Genomic DNA, 24,028 nt, shown 5'->3' on the forward strand with positions numbered 1-24,028 from the left:
CATGGACGGCAGCGACATCGGTCTCTGGGGCGTGCCTCTCGCCATGCTGGCCGGCGCCATCCGCGTCAGCACGCCCTTCATCTTCGTGAGCCTCGGCGAGTGCCTGACCGAACGCAGCGGCCGCATCAACCTCGGCCTCGAAGGCACCCTGATGATGGGCGCGATGAGCGCCTACGGCACGGCGCTGCTGAGCGGCTCACCGTGGCTCGGCGTGCTGGTGGCAGCGTTCGTCGGCCTGCTGCTCGGCGCGTTGCACGCCGGGCTCTGCCAGCTGCCCAAGGTCAACGACATCGCGACCGGCATCGGCCTGATGCTGTTCGGCACCGGCCTCGCCTTCTTCCTGGGCAAGCCCTACATCCAGCCCAAGGCGCCCAACCTCGGCGCGCTCGACCTCGGCGCCTGGAGCAGCATCCCGCAGGTGCAGCAGGCGCTGCAGGTCAATCCGCTGTTCCTCATCGGCATCGCGCTCGCGTTTGCGCTGGCGTGGGCGCTGAAGAACACACGCTGGGGCCTGATCGTCCGGCTCGCCGGCGAGAGCGTCGATGCAGCGCTCGCGATCGGCGCTTCCGTCGGCCGGGTGCGGCTGCTGGCGACGGCGGTCGGCGGCGCCTTCGCGGGCATCGGCGGGGCCTTCCTGTCGCTCTACTATCCCGGCAGCTGGAACGAAGGCCTGTCGAGCGGCCAGGGCCTGATGGCCGTCGCGCTGGTGATCTTCGCGCGCTGGGATCCGATCCGCTGCCTGTGGGCCTCGCTGCTGTTCGGCGCGGCCGGCGCGATCAGCCCGGCCCTGCAGTCGGTCGGCGTGACCCAGGGCTACTACCTGTTCAGCGCCGCGCCCTACGTCCTCACCCTCGCCCTGATGATCGCCACCTGCTCGCCCGCGCGCAGCCTGCGCGGCGCGCCGGCCGAGCTGGGCGCGGTCAAGCAGGAGCCCGCATGACCAAGACGCACATCGACTCGCGACCCTATGCCTGGCCGTGGAACGGCGACCTGCGCGCCGACAACACGGCACTGGTCATCATCGACATGCAGACCGACTTCTGCGGCGTCGGCGGCTATGTCGACAAGATGGGCTACGACCTGTCGCTCACCCGCGCGCCGATCGAGCCCATCAAGAAGTTGCTGGCCGCCGCGCGCAAGGCCGGCTGGACGGTGATCCATACGCGCGAGGGCCATCGGCCCGATCTCTCCGACCTGCCACCCAACAAGCGTTGGCGCTCGCAGCAGATCGGCGCCGGCATCGGCGATCCCGGCCCCTGCGGGCGCATCCTGGTGCGCGGCGAGCCGGGCTGGGAGATCATTCCCGATCTTGCGCCGATCGCCGGTGAGCCGATCATCGACAAACCGGGCAAGGGCTCGTTCTGCGCCACCGATCTCGAACTGATGCTGCGCACGCGCGGCATCGACAATCTGGTGCTGACCGGGATCACCACCGACGTCTGCGTCCACACGACGATGCGCGAGGCCAACGACCGCGGCTTCGAATGCCTGATCGTGGAGGACTGCACCGGCGCCACCGACGCGGGCAACCACGCAGCGGCGCTGAAGATGGTCGAGATGCAGGGCGGCGTGTTCGGCGCCGTTGCCAACTCGACCGCCATCCTGAAGGTGCTTACGTGACGGCGCCGTCCCTCGAACTGATCGGCTTCACCAAGCGCTTCGGCGCGATGGCGGCGCTCGACGATGTCTCGGTGAAGATCGAGGCCGGCGCCTTCCATGCGCTGCTGGGCGAGAACGGCGCCGGCAAAAGCACGCTGGTGAAGTGCGCCATGGGCTACTACGCGGCCGACCAGGGCCAGATCCTGTTGAACGACCGCCAGGTCACGATCGACCATCCGCGTCAGGCGCACGAGCTGGGGCTGGGCATGGTCTATCAGCACTTCACGCTGGTGCCGAACATGACGGTGCTGGAGAACTTCGTGCTGTCGCGCGGCGACCTGCCGGCGGTGATCGACTGGGCGGCGGAGCGGCGCGCGCTCAAGGCGTTCTTCGAGACGACACCGTTCACCGTGCCGGTCGACATGGCCGTCGCCGATCTCGCGGCCGGGCAGAAGCAGAAGGGCGAGATCCTTCGCCAGCTCTATCTCAAGCGCAACCTGCTGATCCTCGACGAGCCGACCTCCGTGCTGACGCCGGACGAGGCGGACGAGGTGCTGACGACCTTGAAGAAGCTGACGACCGATGGACAGATCACCATCGTCACCATCACCCACAAGTTCCGTGAGGTGAACACCTATTGCGATGCCGTCACGGTGCTGCGCCGTGGCCAGCTGATCGGCACGAAGCCGACGCGCGAACTCGACAACGACATGATGGCCGAGATGATGGTCGGCCGCCGCGAGACGCGCACCGTCGTCGAGCGCGAGACGCGGGCGCCCGGCAAGGCGGTGCTGAAGCTCGAAGGCTTGAGCGTCGCCGACAATGTCGGCCAGCTCGCCGTCGAGGATCTGGCGCTCGAGATTCGCGCCGGCGAGATCGTCGGCGTCGCCGGCGTGTCGGGCAACGGCCAGCGCGAGCTCGTCGAGACGCTGGCCGGCCAGCGCGACCACGAGGCCGGCCGCATGCTGGTGCACGGCGAGGTCTACACCGCGACGCGGCCCGAGATGGTCCGCCACAAGATCGCCTGTCTGCCGGAGGAGCCGCTGCGCAACGCCTGCGTCGGCGACATGTCGGTGGCCGAGAACATCGCGCTGCGCTCCTTCGACCAGCCGCCCTCATCGCCGGACGGCATCCGCCTTCGGCGCAGCCCGATGCGCGAGACAGCCCGGAAACTGATCGACGCCTACAAGGTGAAGACCGCGGGGCCGGACGCGCCCATCCGCGGCCTGTCCGGCGGCAACGTCCAGCGCGCGGTGCTGGCGCGCGAACTGTCGAGCGAAGGCGACCTGCTGATCGTGGCCAACCCCTGCTTCGGTCTCGACTTCGCCGCCGTCGCCGAGATCCGCGCCCGCATCGTCCAGGCCCGCAACCGCGGCGCCGCCGTGCTGCTGGTGAGCGAGGACCTCGACGAAATCCTGCAGCTCTCCGATCGCATCGTCGTCATGTTCGACGGCAGGCTGGCGCTTCAGACCGATGCGGCCAGCGCCGATGTCGGCGCGATCGGTCGCGCCATGGCGGGGCATTGATGAGAACCATCGCCGCCCAGCCGTTCGACTTCACCTTCGATCCCGCGCACACGGCGCTCATCGTCATCGACATGCAGCGCGACTTCATCGAGCCCGGCGGGTTCGGTGCGACGCTGGGCAACGATGTAAGTCTTCTCGGCGCGATCGTGCCCACGGTCGGCCGGCTGATCGAGGCCTTCCGCACCGCCGGGCTGACGATCATCCATACCCGCGAATGCCACAGGCCCGACCTGTCGGACTGCCCGCCGGCCAAGCGGCTGCGTGGCAAGCCGTCGCTGCGCATCGGCGACCCGGGCGCAATGGGACGCATCCTGATTTCAGGTGAGCCAGGTGCCGACATCGTGCCGGAGCTGGCGGCGAAGCCCGGAGAGATCGTGCTCGACAAGCCGGGCAAGGGAGCGTTCTACGCCACGCCGCTGGGCGACATCCTGGCGGAACGGGGGATCACGCATCTCGTCTTCGCGGGTGTCACGACCGAGGTCTGCGTGCAGACGACCATGCGCGAGGCCAACGATCGCGGCTTCGAATGCCTGCTGGCCGAGGACGCGACCGAAAGCTATTTCCCGGAATTCAAGAAGGCGGCGCTCGACATGATCCGCGCCCAGGGCGCGATCGTGGGCTGGACCGCCACCGTCGATCAGATCGCCGAGGCGCTGCGCTGACTAGTGCAGCGCCCGCTCGCGCGAGACGTAGTGGCCGCGCTTCAGTTCCTTGAAGAACTGTGGCACCTGCGGGTGCGACACCGGCTTGCCGGTATCGTCGGCCAGCAGGTTCTGCTCCGACACGTAGGCCACGTAGGTGGTCTGCGCATTCTCGGCCAGCAGATGATAGAAGGGCTGGTCGCGGCGCGGGCGGACCTCTTCAGGGATCGACGACAACCACTCCTCGGTGTTGGCGAACACCGGGTCGACGTCGAAGATCACGCCGCGAAAGGGGTAGATGCGGTGCTTCACCACCTGGCCGATGGCGAACTTGGCGCAACGCACGGGCGGCGCGGCCAGCGCCGGGGTAGAAGCCTGATTGATGGGTTCCATAGCCAAAGTATTGCTCCGAACAGGCCGGTAGGCAACGCAGTCGGGACGCCGGATTCGAGAGCCGACTGCAAGAATACGTGAAAAACAGCCGCCCGGATCGCCACGCAAGAATGCGGCCAGTTTCAGGAAGCCTCGCGCATCGGTTGACGGGACGCACCTGCCTGTGGACTCTGGCGCCACACTCGGTTGGGAAGGGTTGATTGGTCGAAGGTCTGAAAGTCCGCTTCTGGGGCGTGCGGGGTTCCATCTCGTGTCCCGGCGCCGAATATGTGCGCTATGGCGGCAATACGTCGTGCCTGGAAGTCACCGCCGGCGGTCGTCGCCTGATCTTCGACGCGGGCACCGGTATTCGCACGCTGGGCGTAGAGCTGGCCCGCCACCCCCCGCTCGACATCGACATCTATTTCACCCACACCCATCTCGACCACATTTCGGGCCTCACCTTCTTTGCCCCGCTGTTCGACCGGCGCAATTCGGTGCGCATGTGGGCCGGCCATCTCGAGGCGCCCTACACGCTGAAGAAGGTGGTCGGGCACCTGATGCAGGCGCCGCTCTATCCGGTATCGCTCGACGTCTTCCAGGCCCGGGTCGAATTCCGCGAGTTCAAGTCGGGCGAGACCCTGTCGTGCGGGACCGTTGCCGTCAGCACGATCCCCCTCAACCATCCCAACGGCGCCACGGGCTATCGCATCGACCATCTCGGCAAGTCGATCTGCTACATCACGGACACCGAACATCGCGACGGCGAACGCGATTCCACGATCGTCGACCTGTGCCGCGGCGCCGACGTGATGATCTACGATTCGAGCTACACCGACGAGGAATACGTCCGCTATCGCGGCTGGGGCCACTCGACCTGGCAGGAAGGCGTGCGAGTGGCCGACGCGGCGGGCGTCGGCACCCTGGCAATCTTCCATCACGATCCCGGCCACGACGACGCCTTCATGGACGGCGTCGCCCGCGAAGCCGCGCTGGCGCGCCCGGGCATTGCAGCGAGCGGCCTGCCGCGGGTCCTCGTCGCCCATGAAGGCCTGACGCTGACACCGTGAAGAAATCGCGATGAGCGCCAAATCGAAGCTCCGCGGCCGCTGGCGGCGGTTCGCCCTGGGACTGCCGACCGTGCTCGGCCTGAAGCCGCGCGGCTGGTTCATACCGCACCGCTATGCGCCCTTGCTGCCGCCGCCGGGCACCCAGCCGCCCTATCCCGCGATCGAGCGCCTGTTCGAGGAGCATGCCGACCAGTTCACGGCCGTGCTCGACGCGGTCGACGCGCGGGCAGACGCGCTCGAGAGCTGCAAGGCCATGTTCGAGCAATCGTGGTTTCCGTCGCTCGATGCGGCCGTGGCCTATGCGCTGGTCCGCGAGCGCAAGCCGCGGAACATCATCGAGGTGGGCTCCGGCCATTCGACGCGGCTGCTGTCCAAGGCCCTGGGGGGCGTCGGCGAAATCCTGGCGATCGATCCGGCGCCGCGAGCGGACATTGCCGACCTGCCCGGGGTGCGCGTCAAGTCATCGACCCTGCAGGCCGCCCCGGACAAGGTCTTCGATCGCCTGGTGCAGGGCGACGTGCTGTTCATCGATTCCAGCCACATCCTGATGCCGGGCAGCGACGTCGACATCCTGCTGAATCGCGTCCTGCCGCGCCTGCCCTCCGGCACGCTGGTGCACATCCACGACATCTTCCTGCCGTTCGACTATCCCTCGATCTGGGACTGGCGCGCCTACAACGAGCAGCAGGGCGTGGTGCCGCTGCTGACGAGCGGCGCCTTCAAGCCGCTTTTCTCCAGCGTCTGGGCGGAGCGGCGCATGGCCGACCGGCTGGCCGCCTCGGTGATCTCGCGCCTGCCGCGACCGCCGGATGCGCTCCCCGCCAGCCTCTGGTTGGAAAAGCGCTGATGCTCGGCCGCCTGCGCCACTGGTTGGTGGGAGGCGACGACTCGACCAAGCTTCCCGAGCGCGTGCGGTCGGCGATCGAACGCCAGCAGGAACAGAGCGAGATCCTGATCGGCTGGGTGCAGCTCGTCATCGTGGTGCTGGTCGGCACGGTCTACGAAACGAGTTCCATGCCGGGCGGCGTGGTGCAGGAGGACTACTCCTTCGAGTTCGATGTGCTGGTCATCTACGGCATCTTCTGCCTGGTGCGCCTGGGTCTCGCCTACGCCCGGCTGTTGCGCCCCTGGATGCTCTACCTGTCGGTGATCGCCGACATGCTCCTGCTGATGGGGCTGATCTACTCCTTCCATTACAAGTACGCCCAACCGGCCGTCTTCTATCTGAAGGTGCCGACGCTCCTGTACGTGTTCCTGTTCATCGCGCTCCGCGCCCTGCGCTTCGAGGCGCGCTTCGTCCTGTTCACCGGCCTGACGGCGATCGCCGGCTGGATCGGCCTGATCCTCTATGCGTTGGACGGCCGAGGCGGGCCGGCCAATCCGACCGACGACTTCGTCGAGTACATGACCTCGAACGCCTTTCTGGTCCATGCCGAGGCCGACAAGATCATCGCCATCCTGCTCACCACGCTGGTGCTGGCGCTCGCCATCGCGCGGGCTCGCAACCTGCTGGTCCAGGCGGTTAGCGAAAGTGCGGCGGCGCAGGATCTGTCACGCTTCTTCGATCCCGGGGTGGCGGCGCGCATCCGCGGCGCGGCGATTTCGATCAAGGCGGGCGAGGGTGAGCTGCGCGACGTCGCCATCGTCACCGTCGACCTGCGCGGATTCACGGGCCTGTCGATGGAGCTCCCGCCGGATGAAGTGATGAAGGTCCTGCAGGACTATCAGGGACGCGTCTGCCCCCTGATCGCGGCGGCCGGCGGCAGCATCGACAAGTTCCTGGGCGACGGCATCCTGGCCTCGTTCGGCGCCGTGATGCCGTCGGCCACGGCCGCCGCGGACGCGCTGCGGGCAGCCGATGCCGTGATGGCCGCCGCCGCCGTGTGGCGCGAGCAACGTCGTGCGGCCGGCCTGCCGGCGCTCGAGATCGGGCTTGCCGTCGCATCGGGCCGTGTCGTGTTCGGCGCCGTCGGCGACGGCGAGCGACTCGAATTCACGGTCATCGGGGAAGCCGTCAATCTCGCGTCGAAGCTCGAGAAGCACAACAAGGAAGAGGGGACCCGTGCCCTGACCGACGGCGCAACCTATGCACTCGCCGAGCGTCAGGGCTATAGGTCGTCCATGGCGCACGAGCGTCGCCCGGATCGCAGGGTTGGCGGGGTCACGGAATCTGTCGATATTGTGGTGCTGGCCGCCTGAGGCGCGGGGCTGATCGGGAAGCGCGGCGGGGAGGTCGCCTTGCCCTTTGCCCATTCGCAGCCTATGTAATTTGTGACAGTGGAGCGCCATCGTGGGTAACAACTACGACATCATCCTGATCGGGTTGGTCGCGGTCTTCTTGATCCTGCGACTGCGGTCCGTGCTCGGCAAACGCACGGGCAACGAACAGCCGCCCGCCCGCGATCCGTTCACGCCGCCCGCGCCGCCGCCGTCGCGTGCCGGCGACGCGTCGCAAGGCAACGACAACGTGGTCGCGCTGCCGACGGCGAATGCGCCCGCGCCGCGTCAATCGTCGCCCACGACCGGGCCCGGCGGCATTCGCGCCACCGTCCTGCCGACCGCAACGGCCGGCGTTGCCGCCATTCGCGCCGCCGATCCGGCCTTCGAGCCGATCGGCTTCACGGGCGGCGCACGCGCGGCCTTCACCGCCATTGTCGAGGCCTTCGCGCGCGGCGACACCGCCACGCTGAAGCCCCTGCTCGACAGCACCACCTATGCCAGCTTCGAGGCCGCCATTCGCGGTCGCATCGAGCGCAGCGAAAAGGCCGAAACGACACTGATCGGTTTCGAAGCGTCGGACATTGCCGGCGCAGAGATGCAGGGTCCGAATGCCGTCGTCACCGTCCGCTTCGTCAGCGAGCAGATCAATGTCGTGCGCAATGCCGACAGCCAGATCGTCGACGGCAATCCGAACGAAGTGCAGAAGGTCGTCGACCTCTGGACGTTCCGTCGCGACACGACTTCGAGCGATCCCAACTGGCAGCTCGTGAAGACCGAGAGCGAAGGCTAGGGAGGCTTTTTCGGGAATGCGAAGGAGCCTCCTTGCCGGTGTCGCGGCGATGCTTGCTGCGGCCGGCCTCCTCTCCGCCTGTGCCGGAACGCCCGGCTCCCCGCCCCAGCAGCAGATTGCGATGGAGCCGACCTCCTACAACGAGATCGCCGGCTGGGCGCAGGATCGGCATGCCGAGGCGCTCGTTGCGTTCCGCCGCTCCTGCCCGAAGCTGACGGCCGGCCCCGACGTCCGGATCGCAACCGATGGCGGCGAGAAGGCGATCACCCCGGCCGAATGGGCGCGCATCTGCGACGCCGCCGCCGCCGTCAAGGCCGGCGACGCGCGCGGCGCGCGGCTGTTCTTCGAGGAAAATTTCCGGCCGCTGATCGTCAAGGTCCCGGGCAAGTTCACCGGTTACTTCGAGCCGGAGCTGCGCGGCAGCAAGGTGCCTTCGCGGCTCTTCACGGTACCGGTCTATCGCAAGCCGCCCGACCTGACGGACAAGCCCTATTACACGCGCGCGGAGATCGAGGCCGGGGCGTTGAAGGGCAAGGGTCTCGAGATCGCCTACGTCCAGGATCCGGTCGGCCTGTTCGAGGTCCAGGTCCAGGGCAGCGGCCGCATCCAGCTCGCCGAGGGCGGCACCATGACCCTCGGCTTCGACGGCTCCAACAATCGGCCCTACACGGCGATCGGTGCCGTGCTGGTCGAGATGGGCGTGATGAAGAAAGAGGATGCGACCTGGCCCGCGATCCGCGATTGGCTGAAGCGCAATCCCCAGCAGGCACGCGAGGTGATGCGCAAGAACGAGCGCTACATCTTCTTCCGCGACACCAGGACTTCCGCCCCGATCGGCGCCGAGGGCGTGGCGCTCACGGCCCAGCGCAGCATGGCGGTGGATCCCACGATCACGCCCTATGGCACGCCGGTGTGGATCGACACCCGCCGTCCGGTCTATCGCAAGCCCGGCGCCACCGAGCCCTATCGACGGCTGATGATCGCGCAGGACGCGGGCGCCGCCATCAAAGGACCGGCCCGCGGCGATGTCTTCTACGGCGCCGGCGCTCAGGCCGCAGAATGGGCCGGCCGCATGAACAGCGATGGCCGCGCCATCGTCCTCGTCCCCAACAAGAACTGAAACCCCTGCGGGGAACGGGCCGGGACAAACCTGCACCGGCATCTTGCATGCCAATTTCGCCGCTGCCATGGTCGGGGCGTGTCCAGCTCGCTCGCCATGCCCTCCACCCGCCCGCGCCGCGTCGCGCTCTTCGTCACCTGTCTCGTCGACCTGTTCCGGCCGTCGGTCGGGTTCGCGGCGGTGAAGCTGCTCGAGGAGGCCGGTTGCACCGTCGAGGTGCCGCCGCTCCAGACCTGTTGCGGACAGCCGGCCTACAATACCGGCGACCGGGCCACGACCCGCGCCATCGCCGTTCAGGTCATCGACGCCTTCGAAGGCTATGATGCCGTGGTGGCACCCTCCGGCTCCTGCGGCGGAATGCTGTCGCATCACTATCCCGGCCTGTTCGACGACGATCCGGCCCTGAAGGCCCGTGCGGAGAATCTGGCCGGCCGCAGCCATGAGCTGATCTCGTTTCTGGTGGACGTGCTGGGCGTCAGGGACGTCTCGGCGCGCTACGACGGTTCGGTGACCTATCACGATTCCTGCTCCGGCCTGCGCGAGCTCGGCGTGAAGGCCCAGCCGCGCAATCTGCTGGGATCGGTGCAGGGGCTCGAACTCCGCGAAATGAAGACACCCGAAGTCTGTTGCGGCTTCGGCGGCACGTTCTGCGTGAAGTATCCCGAGATCTCGAACGCCATGGTCGGCGAGAAGTCCGCAGATATCGCCGCCACCGGAGCGGACACGCTGCTGGCCGGCGATCTCGGCTGCCTGATGAACATGGCGGGCAAGCTGCAGCGCGAGGGCAGCGCCGTCCGCGTGCGCCACGTCGCTGAAGTCCTGGCCGGCATGGGCGACCTGCCGGCGATCGGCGAACCGGAGCGCGGCTGATGGAATCCACCGCCCATGCCTTCAAGGCGAATGTCGATCACGCGCTGGCCGATCCCAACCTGCAGGACTCGCTGGCCAAGCTGAAGGTCGGCTTCTCCGAGCGGCGACGCCAGGCAGCCGAGCGGCTGCCCGAGTTCGAGGCGCTGCGCGATCGCGCGCGCGACATCAAGAACCACACGCTGGCCCATCTCGATTTCTATCTCGAGGAGTTCGAACGCAAGGTCGTTGGCCTGGGCGGGCACGTCCACTGGGCGCCGACCGCCGCCGACGCGCGGCGCATCATCGCCGAGCTCTGCCAGAGCGTGAACGCCCGCACCGTCGCCAAGTCGAAGTCGATGGTGGCCGAGGAGATCGCGCTCAACGAGCATCTCGAAGGCCTGGGCATCGCACCGATCGAAACCGATCTCGGCGAATACATCATCCAGCTGCGCAACGAGCCACCCAGCCACATCATCGCGCCCGCCGTCCATCTCACCAAGGACCAGGTCGCCGACACGTTCCTCGAACATCACGCCAAGCTGGGCTTCGACAAACGCCTGACCGAGCGCAACGATCTCGTCGCGGAGGCGCGCTACGTGCTGCGCCAGAAGTTCCTCGATGCCGATGTCGGGTTGACGGGCGCCAACTTCCTGGTGGCGGAAACCGGCTCGTCGATGCTGGTGACCAACGAGGGCAATGCCGATCTGTCGAACACGCTGCCCAGGATGCACATCGTGCTGGCCAGCATCGAGAAGGTGATTCCCACCCTCGAGGATGCGGCGGTGCTGTTGCGCGTCCTGGCGCGCTCGGCGACCGGCCAGGAATCGTCGGCCTATACGACCCTGAACACGGGACCGAAGAAGCCGGGCGATCTCGACGGGCCGGACCAGTATCACGTGGTGCTGCTCGACAACGGGCGGTCGAGCGTGCTCGGCACCGAGATGCAGGACATCCTGCGCTGCATCCGCTGCGGCGCCTGCATGAATCACTGCCCTGTCTACGGCGCCGTCGGCGGCCATGCCTATGGCTGGGTCTATCCCGGCCCCATGGGCGCGGTGCTGACGCCGCAACTCGTGGGCGTCGAGGAAGCCAGCAATCTGCCCAACGCCTCGACCTTCTGCGGCCGCTGCGAGAGTGTCTGTCCCGTCCGCATCCCGCTGCCCAAGCTCATGCGCCACTGGCGCGAGCGCGAGTTCGAGAAGCACCTCACACCCAAGGCGGTCCGCCAGGGTCTGGCGATGTGGAGCTTCGCGGCGCGCCGGCCCGCGCTCTATCGGCGGCTGACGGGAATCGCCAACCGCGTGCTGGCGCTGTTCGGGCGTGCGGACGGGCGCTACGGCTCTCTGCCGCTGGCGTCCGGTTGGACCCGCTTCCGCGATTTCCCGGCGCCTCAAGCCGGCGGTACCTTCCATGCACGCTGGGCGAAGAGGAAGGCATGAGCGACGCGCTGAGAAATGGCGATGGTACGGCGCGAGCCCAGATCCTGGGAGGCATCCGCCGCTCGCTGCATCGCGGCGAACTGACCGGCCAGGCTCGCACGGTCGTCGAGACACGCCTGGCCGAACCGCCGCGTGGACCGTCGGTCGCCCGCGGACAGTTGCCTCAGGCCGAGAAGGTTGCTCTGTTCTGCCAGTGGGCCGAGACGCTGAACGCCACCGTGGCGCGGGTCGGACCAGTCGACGTGCCGGGCGAAGTGAGCGCCTACCTGGCGCGCAACAACCTGCCCGCGAGCGTCGCGATGGCGCCCTCGCCACTCCTTGAAGGGTACGACTGGGCCAGCCAAAAGATGATGACGATCCGGCGCGGGCGCGGAGAGGGCAGCGACCAGGTCTCGGTGACCGGCGCCTTTGCCGGCATCGCCGAGACCGGCACCGTTGTGATGGCCTCCGGTCCGGATCATCCCGTGTCGTTGAACCTGCTGCCCGACACGCATGTCGTCGTGCTGCGCGAATCCGACATCGTCGGCGGCTATGAGGATGTCTGGGGACGGCTTCGCGTACGCTACGGCAAGAACCTGATGCCGCGCACCGTCAACACCATCACCGGCCCGTCCCGCACCGGCGACATCGAGCAGGCGATGGAACTGGGCGCGCACGGCCCGCGCCGCATGCATATTCTGGTGGTGCGCGACTGATGGCGGGCGGCGGCGCCACTCCTGGTGAGCTGCGCCCCGGTGAGCTTCGCGTCGTCGGAACGAGCGTGACGCGGGAAGTGGAGCGCCTGCTGGACCGGGTGGCCGAATCGGTCGGCAAGCGCGGACCGCGGGTTCTTCAGGTGGGCGCGCGCACCCTGGTTTCCGAACGCAACGTACGCAATTGGCGCAAGGCGGTTCTCACGCGCTTCGGCACGAAGGCCCGGTTCGTAGGGCTCGATCTCTTCGAGGGGGCCAATGTCGACTGCGTCGCCGACATCTGCAGCGATCCAAGGACGCTGAAGAGCCGGCTGGGAGACGAGCCGTTCGACCTCGTGGTCTGCTGCCACGTGCTGGAGCATACCCGCCATCCGGCGCGCGCGGCGCGGAACATCGAGCATGTACTGGGGCCGGGCGCACTCGCTTATGTCTCCAGTGCCTGGTCGCATGCCTTCCATGCCGCGCCGGACGATTACTGGCGCTTCTCGACGCGGGGGCTGATGCTGCTGTTCGAAAGGCTCGAGATCGCCTCGTCCTTCTACAGCGGCGGCGATGTCGGGCTCGACGTGGCCTATCGGATCGAACGTGACGGGCGGCCGGCCCTGGATGCCGGCGCCGGAGCCGTCGAACAGGGATTGTTCCAGCTCGTTCTGGATCATGAGGACAACCGTGCCGTGCTGGCACGCCAGGCGACCGAGCGCCTGCCGGTCTCGCGGACCTACCTGCCCTGCCTATCGGTCAACCTCGTGGGACAGCGCGCCTCGACTTAGAGTCTTTCCGCTTCGAGTGCATCCAGCACCTCATCCTGAGAGTCTGGCCGGAAATGAATGCCGCTAAAACAAGGGGCTATGAACAGCCCCAGTAGCCTCACCCTGAGGAACGTCGCCCCTCGAGTTACCTCGGGGTAAACTCAGCGATGTGTCTCGAAGGGTGAGAACGCGCACCTTGCCTGTTGCCCATCCTTCGAGACGCGCCGCGAAGCGGCACTCCTCAGGATGAGGTAAGTGCTTGAATCGATTCAATTCACTTCCGGCCAGCCTCTCAGGGTGAGGTGCTTTTGGAAGGTCCGATATGAGTCCGTCTCTGTCGGAAAGACCCTAGAGCCAGCGACAGGGCGCACAAAAGAAAAGAGCGGGCTTTCGCCCGCTCTTTCCAGTTCTTGGATCGTCCTGCGACTAGAAGCGCAGGTCCATACCCAGCAGCAGACCCCAGCTGTTGCCGGAGACGGCAGCAGACGGACCCGACGCCGTGTAGAGCAGACCACCGCCGGTGAGCTTCACGCCCGGCCCGAGCGCGTAGTTCACGCCGATTTCCCACTTGTTGACCGACTCCTGGCCAAACGAGAGGTTGTTCGGGTTGCTGCCGTTGCCGAACGCGGTCGAATTCACACCGACAACGCCAGAGGCGGTATTGGCGCCGCAGGTCGCGGAGTTGACTGCGATGGTGCTGCAGCCGACCGAGCCGTTGCCGTTGTTGTTGTACGAACCGGTCCAGCCGAACGACATCTGCCACGGGCCGGTCTCATACATCAGACCAGCAGTGTAGAAGCGCGTGTCGTTGCTCTGACCCGTGTAGTAGTTGGCGCCGAGACCGTTGTTGTCCCAGCCGAGCGCACCGCCGAGGGTGAAGCCCTTGTAGCCGACCTGAGCGCCGACGACCCACTGCTTCCAGCTGGCAGCATTGGCGCCCGTCGCCAGGTTGGCAGCCGTCGTGGCCTGAGTCACCGGCGGACCGTTGCTGATGCCGGTGGAGTTCCACGGGTTGTTACCCGGAACGAAGTTGCCGTACAGGAACGCGCCGTACAGAGCGACCGTGACGTCGCCGAACTTGTTCAGGTAGTTGGCGCCGACGTCGAACACGTCCTGATACGAATTGTCGTTCGTCAGGCAGTTCGGCGAAGACGTCGCGTTGGTGTAACCGCAAACACCCTGCGTGGTCGCACCCGGACCGACGCCGATGCCAGCGCCGCCGCCCTGCGGGTTGACGTTGACCTTCGGACGATAGCCGACACCGATCTGCAGGCCCTGGAAGCGCGGGGTGAAGTAGTTGACGCCCTGCGCATCCTGGAACTGACCGGCGTTGGTCGTCGTCGTGGCGTGGAACCACGCCTTGTTGGTCGAGATGACGCTCTGGTTGGCCCAGGCGAAGTTCGTGTTGTGCTGAACGGCGCCGAAGCCGATCAGGGCCGACGGCGTGCCGTAGTACATACGGTAGGTCGCCGGGTCGCGCGCGCCGAATTCGATGCGGCCCCAGTCGCCGAAGGCGAACAGGAACGCTTCGTCGATCCACGCACCCGCCGCCGCACCAGCATTCTGGTTCCAGCCTTCGAGTTCGACGTGCACGCCGACCGAGGTGCCGTTGTCCAGCTTGGTCTGGCCGATGAAGTGGATTTCACCTTCCTGCTGGAAGTTGAGACCCTTGTACTGCGCCCACGTGCCGTTCGTGGCGTAGGTCGACTGGATGCCGCCGGCGATCGCGTAGAAGGTATAGTAACCGCCCACGCCGATCTTGATCGGATCGGCGGCCATGGCCGGGGCGGCCATCAACCCGCCGACGACCAAGGCGGTCGAGCCAAGTAGAAGCTTCTTCATCATTCTCCCTCTCTCATTGATCAGAGACTGGTACGTACCAAAAAGGCCTGTCCGACCGGCGGGAACTGGAAGCCTGAACACGAGGCCCACCGAATCCACCAATGCGGCAAGCCTATAAAACACTTCGCCAAAACGAGGGTCAAGAAATGGTCGCCCCACGGCTTCATTCTGCCCGCACCTGTGGCGTCTTTGTCACATTTTGGGATACCAGACGGCCCCGGCAATGCCTCAGGAATAACAAGTCCCGTATTGCAACTCGCTCCGTGGCGCAATGAGTTTTTGATAACACCTCATTGTGTCATATCGCCCCGCCGCTTGCAGTTCAGGTATCGTTGAGCCTATGGTCCCGGCCACTGTCTCCGCCGCAGAATTGCGGCCCATGGGAAGATCAAGGCGCCATTCTATGTCGGGACTGTCCAAGTTCGTGAGCATCGCCGCAGTTGCCGTCCTCGCCTTCGGGGCCGCCGGCTGTGCCGATGAATCCAATAAGCTAGAGCGGAACACCGGTCCGTCGGGCGACCGCAGCAGAAACGACGTTCGGTCAGGTCTGGGCGGTCGCACCCAGGAGCAGGGCACCCTGTTCGGCCCCGGAGGTCTCCTGGGGTCCAAGGCGGAGAAGAAAGACGACACCGGCACGGGCGTGGCGGTGAATGCCTATCTGTGGCGCGCGTCGCTCGACACCATCAACTTCATCCCGCTGGTCTCGGCCGATCCGTTCGGCGGCGTCATCATCACCGACTGGTATACGCCGGCGGAGACGCCCAACGAGCGCATGAAGGTCCAGGTCACCATCCTCGACCGCGAATTGCGCGCCGACGGAGTGCGTGTCTCGGTCTTCAAGCAGCAGACCAGCCCCCGGGGCGGCAACTGGGTCGACGCCCAGGTCGATCCGCGGACCAACATCGACATCGAGAACGCCATCCTGACGCGCGCCCGGCAGCTTCGCATTGCCGGCGGCTCCTGAGACGGCAGCGCTCCTCTCGGTCAAGAGCTTGACGTGAGAGGCCGCAGCGGGCATCCGCTGCGGCCTCCGTCTTTTTCGGAACACCCTTTTTCGGGAATATCTCCGTGTCGTCCACGCCTGCAGCGCCCACCGCGCGCTACAATTTCACCGAAACCGAGAGCAAGTGGCAGAAGGTCTGGGAAGAGCGCCAGACCTTCAGGGCCGCGATGGATAAGACGCGCCCGAAATACTACGTGCTCGAAATGTTCCCCTACCCGTCGGGGCGCATCCACATGGGCCACGTGCGCAACTATACGCAGGGCGACGTGATCGCCCGCTACAAGCGCGCCAAGGGCTTCAACGTCCTGCATCCCATGGGCTGGGATGCGTTCGGGTTGCCGGCCGAGAACGCGGCCATGGAGAAGAAGGTCCACCCCAAGAAGTGGACCTACGAGAACATCGCCTCGATGAAGAAGCAGCTGAAGTCGATGGGCCTGTCCCTCGACTGGAGCCGCGAGCTGGCGACCTGCGACCCGAGCTATTACCGCCACCAGCAGAAGATGTTCCTCGACTTCTGGAAGGCGGGCCTCGCCTACCGCAAGGAGGCCTGGGTCAACTGGGATCCCGTCGACAACACGGTGCTGGCCAACGAGCAGGTGATCGAGGGCAAGGGCTGGCGCACCGGCGCGCCCGTCGAGCGCCGCAAGCTCACCCAGTGGAACCTCAAGATCACGCATTTCGCCGATGAGCTGCTGAGCCGCCTCGACACGCTCGACCGCTGGCCCGAGAAGGTGCGCCTGATGCAGGCGAACTGGATCGGCAAGAGCCGCGGCGCGCGCGTCTTCTGGGAACTGACTGACGCCTCGGGCGCCGATCACGGCAAGCTCGAGATCTTCACGACCCGTCCCGACACGCTGTTCGGCGCCTCGTTCATGGCGCTGTCGGCCGAGCATCCGCTGGTCGCCGGACTAGCACCGTCGGATCCCGGACTGCAGCACTTCATTGCCGAGTGCCGCAAGACCGGCACGGCGGCGGCCGAGGTCGAGACCGCGGAGAAGCAAGGCTACAAGCTGCCGCTGCTGGCCAAGCATCCGCTGGTGCCGGGCAAGACCGTGCCCGTCTATGCCGCCAACTTCGTGCTCATGGAGTACGGCACGGGCGCGATCTTCGGCTGCCCGGGCCATGACGAGCGCGACCACGAGTTCGCGACCAAGTACGGCCTGCCGATCCTGCAGGTCGTGGCGCCGGCGGACGGCAAGACGCTCGATATCGCGGCTGCGCCGTTCGTCGAGGACGGCCTCATCGTGAATTCAGAGTTCCTCGACGGGCTCGGCGTCGAGGAGGCGAAGGTGCGGGTGATCGCACGCCTCGAGGAGATGGGCGTCGGCAAGGGGACGACTCAGTATCGCCTGCGGGACTGGCTGGTCTCGCGTCAGCGTTACTGGGGCTGCCCGATCCCGGCCATCCATTGCGAGAGCTGCGGCGTGGTGCCGGTGCCCGACAAGGACCTGCCGGTACAGCTGCCCGAAGACGTGACTTTCGACCGTCCGGGCAATCCGCTGGACCGCCATCCGACGTGGAAACACGTGCCGTGCCCGACCTGCGGCAAGCCCGCGCGTCGTGAGACCGACACGTTCGACACCTTCATCGATTCGAGCTGGTACTTCGACCGGTTCACCTCGCCGCACCTCGAGACGGCGCCGTTCGATCGCGACGAGAACCAGTACTGGATGCCGGTCGATCAATATATCGGCGGTGTCGAGCATGCGATCCTGCATCTGCTCTACTCGCGGTTCTGGACGCGCGCCATGCGCGAGGTCCAGATGACCGACCGCGACGAGCCGTTCGACGGGCTCTTCACCCAGGGCATGGTCTGCCACGAGACCTATCGCGCAAGCGACGGCACCTGGCTGACGCCCGAGGAGATCGAGCGCGATGGCGGCAAGGCCGTGCGCACCTCCGACAAGACCCCGGTCGAAATCGGGCGTTCGGAGAAGATGTCCAAGTCGAAGAAGAACGTCGTCGACCCGGACGAAATCATCCGCGACTACGGCGCCGACACGGCCCGTTGGTTCATGCTGTCCGACAGTCCGCCTGAACGCGACCTCGAATGGACCGAGGCCGGCGTCACCGGTGCCTGGCGCTTCCAGCAGCGCCTCTTCCGGATCGCCTCTTCGGCGATCGAGGCCCTGCCGGCGGTCGGCACGCCGAGGCCCACGACATTCGCGGACGAGGCCGTCGCCCTGCGCCGCGCCGCGCACAAGGCGATCGCGGGCATCTCCGCCGACATCGAGGCCTTCCACTTCAACAAGGCCGTGGCGCGACTCTACGAATTCGCCAACACGATCGATTCGGTCGAGGCGAAGGACGAGAGCACCCGGTGGGCGCTGCGCGAGGCGCTCGAGATCTTCGTGCGCCTGATCGGTCCCATGACGCCTCATCTCGCCGAGGAACTGTGGCACGCGCTGGGTCACACCGGCCTGGTTGCCGATGCACCGTGGCCGACGGCCGAGGCTGAACTGCTGGTCGACGACACCGTCACCGTGGCCGTGCAGTTGAACGGCAAGCTGCGCGGCACCATTTCACTCGCCAAGGACACGTCGAAGGACGCGGCGGAAGCCGCGGCGCTGGCGCTGCCTGAGCTCGTGCGCGGCCTCGACGGTAAGACCCCGAAACGGGTGATCGTCGTGCCGAACCGGATCGTAAACGTCGTAGTCTAGGGCTTCAGAGCCAGGAAGGGCCAGAAACATGGCACGCAAGCCGAACTACGATTTCGAGCGTCGCGAGCGCGAACGCCTCAAGGCCATCAAGGTCGCCGAGAAGGCCGAAGCCAAGCGCGCCGCCCGCGAGCGCGCCAGGCTGGAAGAGGGTGGAGAGCCCGCGGCGGGCGAAAGCGAACCGTCGACCGACAAGAGCTGACGTCTCCCGCAGCCTGGCCCATGCTATAGACGGGCCGTGAAGATCGAAGCACGACAGGTCGAGTCCTTCCTGAAGAAGCCGGATCCCAAGGTCCGGGGCGTGGTGATCTACGGCAACGACGACGGCCTGGTCGCCGAGCGCGCCGTCGCGCTCGCCAAGTCGATCTGCGAGGATCTCAAGGATCCGTTCCGCGTGGTCGACATCGCGGGCGACGTGCTGAAGCAGGACCCGGCACGGCTGGCCGACGAGTTCGGCGCTCTCTCGATGATGGGGGGCCGGCGTGTGATCCGCGTCCGGCCCGCCGGCGAGGAGTCCGTTGCCGCGCTGGAGAACCTGGTCGAGGCCGTTGCGGGCGATGCGCTGATCATCGTCGAAGCCGGCAACCTGACGCCGCGCTCCAACCTGCGGACCCTCGCCGAAACCGAGGCCAGCCTGGCCGCCTTGCCCTGTTACATGGACAATGAGGCCGCGCTCGAAGGGCTGGTCGAAAGCGCCGCCCGCACCCAAGGGCTGAGCGTCGATCCCGAGGCCCTCGAATGGATCGTGCAGCGGCTGGGCGGCGATCGCGGCCAGACCCGCGGCGAGATCGACAAGCTGCTGCTCTACAAGGGATCCGATGCCGGCAAGAGCATCACGCTGGAGGATGCAATGGCCGTTCTCGGCGACACCGCGTCCATCGGCATCGACGACGTGATCGCGGCGACATTCGATGGCGAGGTTGTGGCCCTCGACCGGGCTCTCGACCGTGTTTTCGCCGAAGGCGGAAATCCGGTGCAGCTCGTGCGCTCACTCCAGCGCCACGCCGACCAGCTTCATCTCGTCTCGGGACACATCGCCAAGGGGTCGAACCTCGAAGGCGCCCTGTTCAAGGCGCGGGGACTGCCCCGAGGCGGTCCCGTACGCCAGCGTTTCGAGAGGCATTTGCGGACCTGGCCGCTGCCGCGACTGAACGCGGCTGTCTCCACGATCCTCGAGGCCGAGATCGACTGCAAGCGGACAGGCCTTCCGCATGAAGCCATTGCCCGCCGCCTTTGCCTCCGCCTCAGCCAAGCGGCGCGATCGGCAAAGGCCCGGCGTTAGGCTTCTACTTGCCGGTCGGCGTCAGCGGAATCGCGGCCTGCGGCGACAGCACGAGGAAGGTAAAGCTCTCCTCGATATAGAGGCGCACGCGTTCGGTATCGTGCTCCAGGTATCCGATCGAGAAGTCCTGTCCGACCGTCAACTCGAAGTCGCCCCCGCGCAGGGAGATGACGAGACCTCCATCCAAGCCGGGCGCGGCATACACCTCGCCATCGATCAGCCGCTGAACGTGGCTGAGGATCGGATAGCCTCCGTCTGTCCGCGACTGCAGGTCCTTGAAGAGTTGCTCGCTCAGCACGACGGCGAAGGGACCTTCGACGCCTTCGTCGCGAAGCTTCTTCAGGGCTGCCGCCACGGCGTCGGGGTAGTCGGCGTGGCTGGTGCCCATCGCCACCGCGTGACCCTTCTGCGCTTCGCAGATGCCGGTGATCTGCGCCGCCTCGTATCCATGAAAGATCGCGCGATCTTCCGCGACCGCGATCTCGCGCGCCGCCGCCGTCACCGAATCGAGATCGGGATCGCGCGCGCCGCGATCGATCGCGTCCAGTTCCGCGCGCGACACCTCGAAGGGTATCCGCAGCTCGACGAGGGGCTGGATGCGCCGCAACAGCGCGCGCACGTTGTGTCCGCCCGGTGGCGAGGCGATCGGATCGGCGCGCCCCAGCTCGACGTCGGACGCTCCCCAACCGAGAGGTCCGCGGAAATCGACGACGCGACGAGCGGCGAGCAGCGTGCGCAGCGTCCGCTTCGCTTCCTTCTCGATCTCTTCCCAGCCGGCTTCGGTAATGGGCGCGCGATCACGAAAGAGATGGTTCTTCATTTTCTCACCTGATCTGACGTCCGGCGCAGGCTGCCAATTCCCAGGCTGCCATCGGAAGCATTGCCGGCTTCGTCGCCACTCCCGGCACCGCCGCCCTTCATGTCGGCCTCGATCTCCTTGATCGGACCTTTCTTGAAGAGGAAGGTCCGGAGATGCTCGTCCATCTTGGGGTCGTTGCGCCGTAGCCATTCAAGGGCCATCGCGGCGTGCTCCTTTTCCTCGTCACGGTTGTGTTCGAGGATGGTTCGCAACTCCGCGTTCGACGTCGCCTTGGCGCGCTGGTCATACCAGTCGACGGCCTCGAGTTCTTCCATCAGGGAAACGATCGCGCGATGGCGATCAATGACCTCCGGCCCAAGCTTGGCCGGGTCTTCGTGCAGCGTTTCACTAGCCATGGCGCAGCAACGTTCGATCGGGCGCGAGGTTCCCGAAGGCGGCGATCGCACCGACGGTCTGCGGAACGGCGACGCGCTCGTTGCGTTGCGACGTGACCTTTACACAGCTGTGGAGAAGAACGTGCACGCTTTGGGTTGCCTACTGGCGGCGTCGTTCCTCTTGGGTGCCTGTGCCGCCGTTCCCCTGGCAGGGTCGGCTGCCGATGCGGACGGCAAGCGGTTCGATCCGCCGCTGCCCGGTCAGTCTGCCTTGTATCTCTACCGAACGTCGGTGCTCGGGTCTGAGGCCGTCTTCTCGCTCGCGGACAATCAGCAGTCGATCGGCTCGTTGGCAAATAGAACCTGGATCCGCGCCGACGTCGTGCCGGGACGCCACGTCATCACCTGCAGCGTGCCGAGTTACGCGCCGCTGACGCAGACCCCGGCAGAGGCAGCCACCGTCGACCTGGCGCCCGGCGAGATCCGCTTTCTCGAAGTGGATGTGTGGCCGGGGCTTCCGCTCAATCCGCGCTGCGTGGCAAGCGAGGTGTCAGCCGACAAGGGCCGCGCCGCCGTGGCGGACGGCAACCGCGCCATGGCGGCGAACTGACGTTCCTCAGCGCCGCGTGAGCTTGTCGACCACCGTGTCGAGCTGATCGAAGTCGCGGATCTCCAGCGTGAGCAGACTCTGTTCTCCCAACCCGCGAAGGCTGAGATCTGCCTTCAGGCCGAGCGCTTCTTCGATGCGCTTCTCGAGCGCGCGCGTGTCGGCACTCTTCGAGTCCGCGGCGCGCGCACCAGGCTTGGACGTTGAGCCGCCCCCTTTGGCGGTCTTCTTCGTCTCGCTCGTGAGGCGCTCGAGGTCACGGACCGTCAGCTTCTCGGCGACCGCCCGCTGCGCCATCGCCAGCGGATCAGGTACACCGATCAGTGTACGCGCCTGGCCGGCGGAAAGGTCGCCGTCGCGCACCATCTCCTGAACCGCCGGCGGCAGGTCGAGAAGCCGCAGCGTGTTGGCGACATGCGGCCGGCTGCGGCCCATCATGCGCGCGATGTCTTCCTGCGTGTGGCTGTAATCGTCGATTAGGCGCTTGTAACCCTGGGCCTCGTCGATCGCGGTGAGGTCGGAGCGCTGCAGGTTCTCGACCAGGCCGATCTGGAGAGCATCCCTGTCGTCGATGCTGCGGATGACGACGGGAACATCGTGGAGCTGGGCCTTCTGGGCGGCCCGCCAGCGGCGCTCGCCGGCGATGATTTCGTAGGAATCGGCCGCGTCGCGTAGCGGGCGCACAAGGATAGGTTGAAGAAGACCATATTCCTTGACCGACTCGACCAGCATCTCGATGCCCTCGAAGCTGGTGCGTGGCTGCATTTTGCCAGGCTTGAGCTGTCCGATAGGCAGGGTGAGGGGCGTCTTGTTGGGCGCGGGGCGCGCGGATTCGGCCGGACTCGCCCCCGTCTGTACAACTACAGGTTGCGATGGCGCCGACGGAGCGGCGGCAGCAGGCGTCACCGCAGCGGCGACTTCGTCGTCGCCGAGGAGGGCGGAAAGACCACGGCCGAGGCCGCGCGGTTTGGGAGCTTGGGTCATTGTACGGCTGCCTGTTCTGCGGCGAGGCGCCGGCGGCGAATGAATTCGCTCGCCAGCAGAATATAGGCCTGCGACCCGGCGCAGGCATTGTCGTAGATCAGCACCGGCATGCCGTGGGACGGCGCCTCGGCGATGCGAACGTTGCGCGGGATCGTCGTCCCGAAGACCTGCTCGCCGTAGTGGGCGCGGACATCGGCCACGACCTGCTGGCTCAGTGTCATTCGGCGGTCGACCATGGTCAGGACGACGCCGAAGATATGGAGCCTCGGGTTCAGGCGCTTCTTCACGCGCTCGATCGTATTGCCCAGGGCGCCGATCCCTTCGAGGGCCAGGAACTCGGCCTGCAGGGGAACGAGGACCGCATCCACAGCCACCAGCGCATTGAGCGTGACGAGACCCAGGGACGGGGGACAGTCGATAAGGACGATGTTCCAACGCTGCCGGGCGTCGCTCTCCGGCGCGGCCAGCGCATCCGCCAGCCGGTTCTCCCGACGCTCCATGTCGATCAACTCGATCTCGGCGCCCGCGAGTTGGACCGAAGCCGGCATGACCTCGAGCCCGGGGATGCGGGTCTGTCGGACACACTCACCCATCGGTCTCAAACCGAGCAGATACTCGTATGATCCGGGTGAGCGCTCATTTCGACCCACCCCTAGACTGGTGGAGGCGTTTCCCTGGGGATCCAGATCGATCAGGAGGACCCGCTCGCCCACAGCCGCCAAGGCGGTGGCAAGGTTGATCGCCGTCGTCGTCTTACCGACGCCGCCCTTCTGGTTGGCGATCGCGAAGATCTGGGGCGCCGCTATAGGGGCCGATTCGGAGGATGACGGCGTCACGATCGGTCACGCTTGCAATGGCATCGGGAGAAAAGTCCCATTTCTTTTTCGCCTCGTCCACCTCGGCCTGCCAACCCTTGCCTTTGTGGAAGAGGCAGGTGGCGTTCTCTGTCCTATGTCGATCCGACCATGCGAGCAACTGATCCAGCGGCGCAAGGGCCCTTGCGGTGATCACGTCGGCGCCGGCTGGCGGCGCCATCTCGATCCGCTTCACCACCAGCGTGGGCGGCCTCTCCAGTCCCATTTTCCGGCCTGCTTCCCCGAGGAAAGCCGCCTTCCGGGCATCCGATTCGATCAATGTGACCGGGAGGTCCGGACGCATGGCCGCGATGACGAGGCCGGGAAATCCGCCACCGCTGCCCAGATCGGCGAGCGACGTCGCATGCGCCGGGATCAGGGAAACCACTTGGGCGGAATCCACGACGTGGCGCTTCCACGCCCCCTCCAAGGTATTGCGTCCGACCAGGTTGATGGCCTTCTGCCACCGGGTCAGGGTTTCGACCAGGATTTCCAGGCGGCGGAGTGTTTCACGTGAAACATCGGCAAGAGGATCCAC

At 66.4% G+C, this 24,028-nt stretch carries 25 protein-coding genes; 18 read left to right on the forward strand and 7 right to left on the reverse strand.

What is annotated here, in order from left to right; genetic code table 11:
* Position 1: 1 nt before the first annotated feature.
* Genes ACO07I_RS15870 through ACO07I_RS15885 form a run of 4 tightly spaced genes read left to right on the forward strand, consistent with a single transcriptional unit; the run spans position 2 to position 3,787 of the window.
* A complete protein-coding gene (locus ACO07I_RS15870) occupies positions 2-940 on the forward strand; it encodes an ABC transporter permease (protein ID WP_422009261.1) in 939 nt (312 codons plus the stop codon).
* Positions 937-1,620 carry a cysteine hydrolase family protein gene (locus ACO07I_RS15875; RefSeq protein WP_422009263.1) on the forward strand — a complete coding sequence of 228 codons (684 nt, stop codon included), beginning with the start codon at positions 937-939 and terminating at the stop codon, positions 1,618-1,620. The genes ACO07I_RS15870 and ACO07I_RS15875 overlap by 4 nt, the downstream gene beginning before the upstream one ends.
* Positions 1,617-3,125: an ABC transporter ATP-binding protein gene (locus ACO07I_RS15880; RefSeq protein WP_422009265.1), complete on the forward strand. Its 1,509-nt coding sequence runs from the start codon at positions 1,617-1,619 to the stop codon at positions 3,123-3,125. Before ACO07I_RS15875 ends, ACO07I_RS15880 begins: the two co-directional genes overlap by 4 nt.
* Entirely contained in the window at positions 3,125-3,787 is a 663-nt protein-coding gene (locus ACO07I_RS15885) for a cysteine hydrolase family protein (RefSeq protein ID WP_422009267.1), read from the forward strand. The genes ACO07I_RS15880 and ACO07I_RS15885 overlap by 1 nt, the downstream gene beginning before the upstream one ends.
* Here ACO07I_RS15885 and hspQ read toward each other — a convergent pair whose 3' ends face one another.
* The gene (gene hspQ, locus ACO07I_RS15890; RefSeq protein ID WP_422009269.1) at positions 3,788-4,159 is read right to left on the reverse strand and encodes a heat shock protein HspQ; all 372 of its coding nucleotides are present in this window, start codon (positions 4,157-4,159) and stop codon (positions 3,788-3,790) included.
* A 200-nt stretch (positions 4,160-4,359) separates the two neighbouring features.
* Here hspQ and ACO07I_RS15895 point away from each other — a divergent pair, with 200 nt between their 5' ends.
* From ACO07I_RS15895 to ACO07I_RS15935, 9 genes are all read left to right on the forward strand, one after another.
* Positions 4,360-5,208, forward strand: coding sequence for an MBL fold metallo-hydrolase (locus tag ACO07I_RS15895; RefSeq protein WP_422009271.1), 849 nt, complete (start codon positions 4,360-4,362; stop codon positions 5,206-5,208).
* 10 nt (positions 5,209-5,218) lie between these two features.
* On the forward strand, positions 5,219-6,055 hold the full coding sequence (locus tag ACO07I_RS15900; protein ID WP_422009273.1) for a class I SAM-dependent methyltransferase: 837 nt from the start codon (positions 5,219-5,221) through the stop codon (positions 6,053-6,055).
* The gene (locus ACO07I_RS15905; RefSeq protein ID WP_422009275.1) at positions 6,055-7,407 is read left to right on the forward strand and encodes an adenylate/guanylate cyclase domain-containing protein; all 1,353 of its coding nucleotides are present in this window, start codon (positions 6,055-6,057) and stop codon (positions 7,405-7,407) included. Before ACO07I_RS15900 ends, ACO07I_RS15905 begins: the two co-directional genes overlap by 1 nt.
* Before the next feature lie 91 nt (positions 7,408-7,498).
* The gene (locus ACO07I_RS15910) at positions 7,499-8,218 is read left to right on the forward strand and encodes a Tim44/TimA family putative adaptor protein (protein WP_422009277.1); all 720 of its coding nucleotides are present in this window, start codon (positions 7,499-7,501) and stop codon (positions 8,216-8,218) included.
* Positions 8,219-8,234: 16 nt separating this feature from the next.
* Positions 8,235-9,338, forward strand: coding sequence for a murein transglycosylase A (locus tag ACO07I_RS15915; RefSeq protein ID WP_422009279.1), 1,104 nt, complete (start codon positions 8,235-8,237; stop codon positions 9,336-9,338).
* Between the two features lie 96 nt (positions 9,339-9,434).
* Positions 9,435-10,208 carry a (Fe-S)-binding protein gene (locus ACO07I_RS15920; RefSeq protein ID WP_422018281.1) on the forward strand — a complete coding sequence of 258 codons (774 nt, stop codon included), beginning with the start codon at positions 9,435-9,437 and terminating at the stop codon, positions 10,206-10,208.
* On the forward strand, positions 10,208-11,626 hold the full coding sequence (locus ACO07I_RS15925) for a LutB/LldF family L-lactate oxidation iron-sulfur protein (protein WP_422009281.1): 1,419 nt from the start codon (positions 10,208-10,210) through the stop codon (positions 11,624-11,626). Before ACO07I_RS15920 ends, ACO07I_RS15925 begins: the two co-directional genes overlap by 1 nt.
* The gene (locus ACO07I_RS15930) at positions 11,623-12,321 is read left to right on the forward strand and encodes a LutC/YkgG family protein (protein WP_422009283.1); all 699 of its coding nucleotides are present in this window, start codon (positions 11,623-11,625) and stop codon (positions 12,319-12,321) included. The genes ACO07I_RS15925 and ACO07I_RS15930 overlap by 4 nt, the downstream gene beginning before the upstream one ends.
* A gap of 65 nt (positions 12,322-12,386) precedes the next feature.
* Positions 12,387-13,088, forward strand: coding sequence for a class I SAM-dependent methyltransferase (locus tag ACO07I_RS15935; protein WP_422009285.1), 702 nt, complete (start codon positions 12,387-12,389; stop codon positions 13,086-13,088).
* Between the two features lie 405 nt (positions 13,089-13,493).
* Here ACO07I_RS15935 and ACO07I_RS15940 read toward each other — a convergent pair whose 3' ends face one another.
* Entirely contained in the window at positions 13,494-14,912 is a 1,419-nt protein-coding gene (locus ACO07I_RS15940; protein WP_422009287.1) for a porin, read from the reverse strand.
* Positions 14,913-15,312: 400 nt separating this feature from the next.
* Here ACO07I_RS15940 and ACO07I_RS15945 point away from each other — a divergent pair, with 400 nt between their 5' ends.
* The 4 genes from ACO07I_RS15945 to holA all read left to right on the forward strand — a co-directional run bounded on the left by ACO07I_RS15945 (position 15,313) and on the right by holA (position 19,851).
* Positions 15,313-15,873: a DUF3576 domain-containing protein gene (locus ACO07I_RS15945; RefSeq protein ID WP_422009289.1), complete on the forward strand. Its 561-nt coding sequence runs from the start codon at positions 15,313-15,315 to the stop codon at positions 15,871-15,873.
* Positions 15,874-15,977: 104 nt separating this feature from the next.
* Positions 15,978-18,572: a leucine--tRNA ligase gene (leuS, locus tag ACO07I_RS15950; RefSeq protein ID WP_422009291.1), complete on the forward strand. Its 2,595-nt coding sequence runs from the start codon at positions 15,978-15,980 to the stop codon at positions 18,570-18,572.
* A gap of 28 nt (positions 18,573-18,600) precedes the next feature.
* Entirely contained in the window at positions 18,601-18,771 is a 171-nt protein-coding gene (locus tag ACO07I_RS15955; protein ID WP_422009292.1) for a hypothetical protein, read from the forward strand.
* A 36-nt stretch (positions 18,772-18,807) separates the two neighbouring features.
* On the forward strand, positions 18,808-19,851 hold the full coding sequence (holA, locus tag ACO07I_RS15960) for a DNA polymerase III subunit delta (RefSeq protein ID WP_422009294.1): 1,044 nt from the start codon (positions 18,808-18,810) through the stop codon (positions 19,849-19,851).
* 4 nt (positions 19,852-19,855) lie between these two features.
* Here holA and ACO07I_RS15965 read toward each other — a convergent pair whose 3' ends face one another.
* Complete coding sequence (locus tag ACO07I_RS15965) at positions 19,856-20,671, reverse strand: family 1 encapsulin nanocompartment shell protein (RefSeq protein WP_422009296.1); 816 nt, start codon at positions 20,669-20,671, stop codon at positions 19,856-19,858.
* Complete coding sequence (locus ACO07I_RS15970; RefSeq protein WP_422009297.1) at positions 20,668-21,066, reverse strand: encapsulin-associated ferritin-like protein; 399 nt, start codon at positions 21,064-21,066, stop codon at positions 20,668-20,670. The genes ACO07I_RS15965 and ACO07I_RS15970 overlap by 4 nt, the downstream gene beginning before the upstream one ends.
* Between ACO07I_RS15970 and ACO07I_RS15975 the strand changes: the two genes are divergently transcribed.
* The gene (locus ACO07I_RS15975) at positions 21,065-21,655 is read left to right on the forward strand and encodes a hypothetical protein (protein ID WP_422009299.1); all 591 of its coding nucleotides are present in this window, start codon (positions 21,065-21,067) and stop codon (positions 21,653-21,655) included. The two genes, ACO07I_RS15970 and ACO07I_RS15975, sit on opposite strands and share 2 nt — an antisense overlap.
* Positions 21,656-21,661: 6 nt before the next feature.
* On the opposite strand, the gene ACO07I_RS15980 is transcribed toward ACO07I_RS15975, so the two are convergent.
* The 3 genes from ACO07I_RS15980 to rsmG are packed head-to-tail and all read right to left on the reverse strand — an operon-like array spanning position 21,662 to position 24,028.
* The gene (locus ACO07I_RS15980; protein WP_422009301.1) at positions 21,662-22,636 is read right to left on the reverse strand and encodes a ParB/RepB/Spo0J family partition protein; all 975 of its coding nucleotides are present in this window, start codon (positions 22,634-22,636) and stop codon (positions 21,662-21,664) included.
* Positions 22,633-23,472, reverse strand: a complete 840-nt coding sequence (locus ACO07I_RS15985) for a ParA family protein (protein WP_422009302.1) — start codon at positions 23,470-23,472, stop codon at positions 22,633-22,635. The genes ACO07I_RS15980 and ACO07I_RS15985 overlap by 4 nt, the downstream gene beginning before the upstream one ends.
* The gene (gene rsmG / locus ACO07I_RS15990; RefSeq protein WP_422009304.1) at positions 23,390-24,028 is read right to left on the reverse strand and encodes a 16S rRNA (guanine(527)-N(7))-methyltransferase RsmG; all 639 of its coding nucleotides are present in this window, start codon (positions 24,026-24,028) and stop codon (positions 23,390-23,392) included. The genes ACO07I_RS15985 and rsmG overlap by 83 nt, the downstream gene beginning before the upstream one ends.

The organism is Reyranella sp. (assembly GCF_965227665.1).
In the GTDB taxonomy this organism is placed as follows: Bacteria; Pseudomonadota; Alphaproteobacteria; order Reyranellales; family Reyranellaceae; genus Reyranella.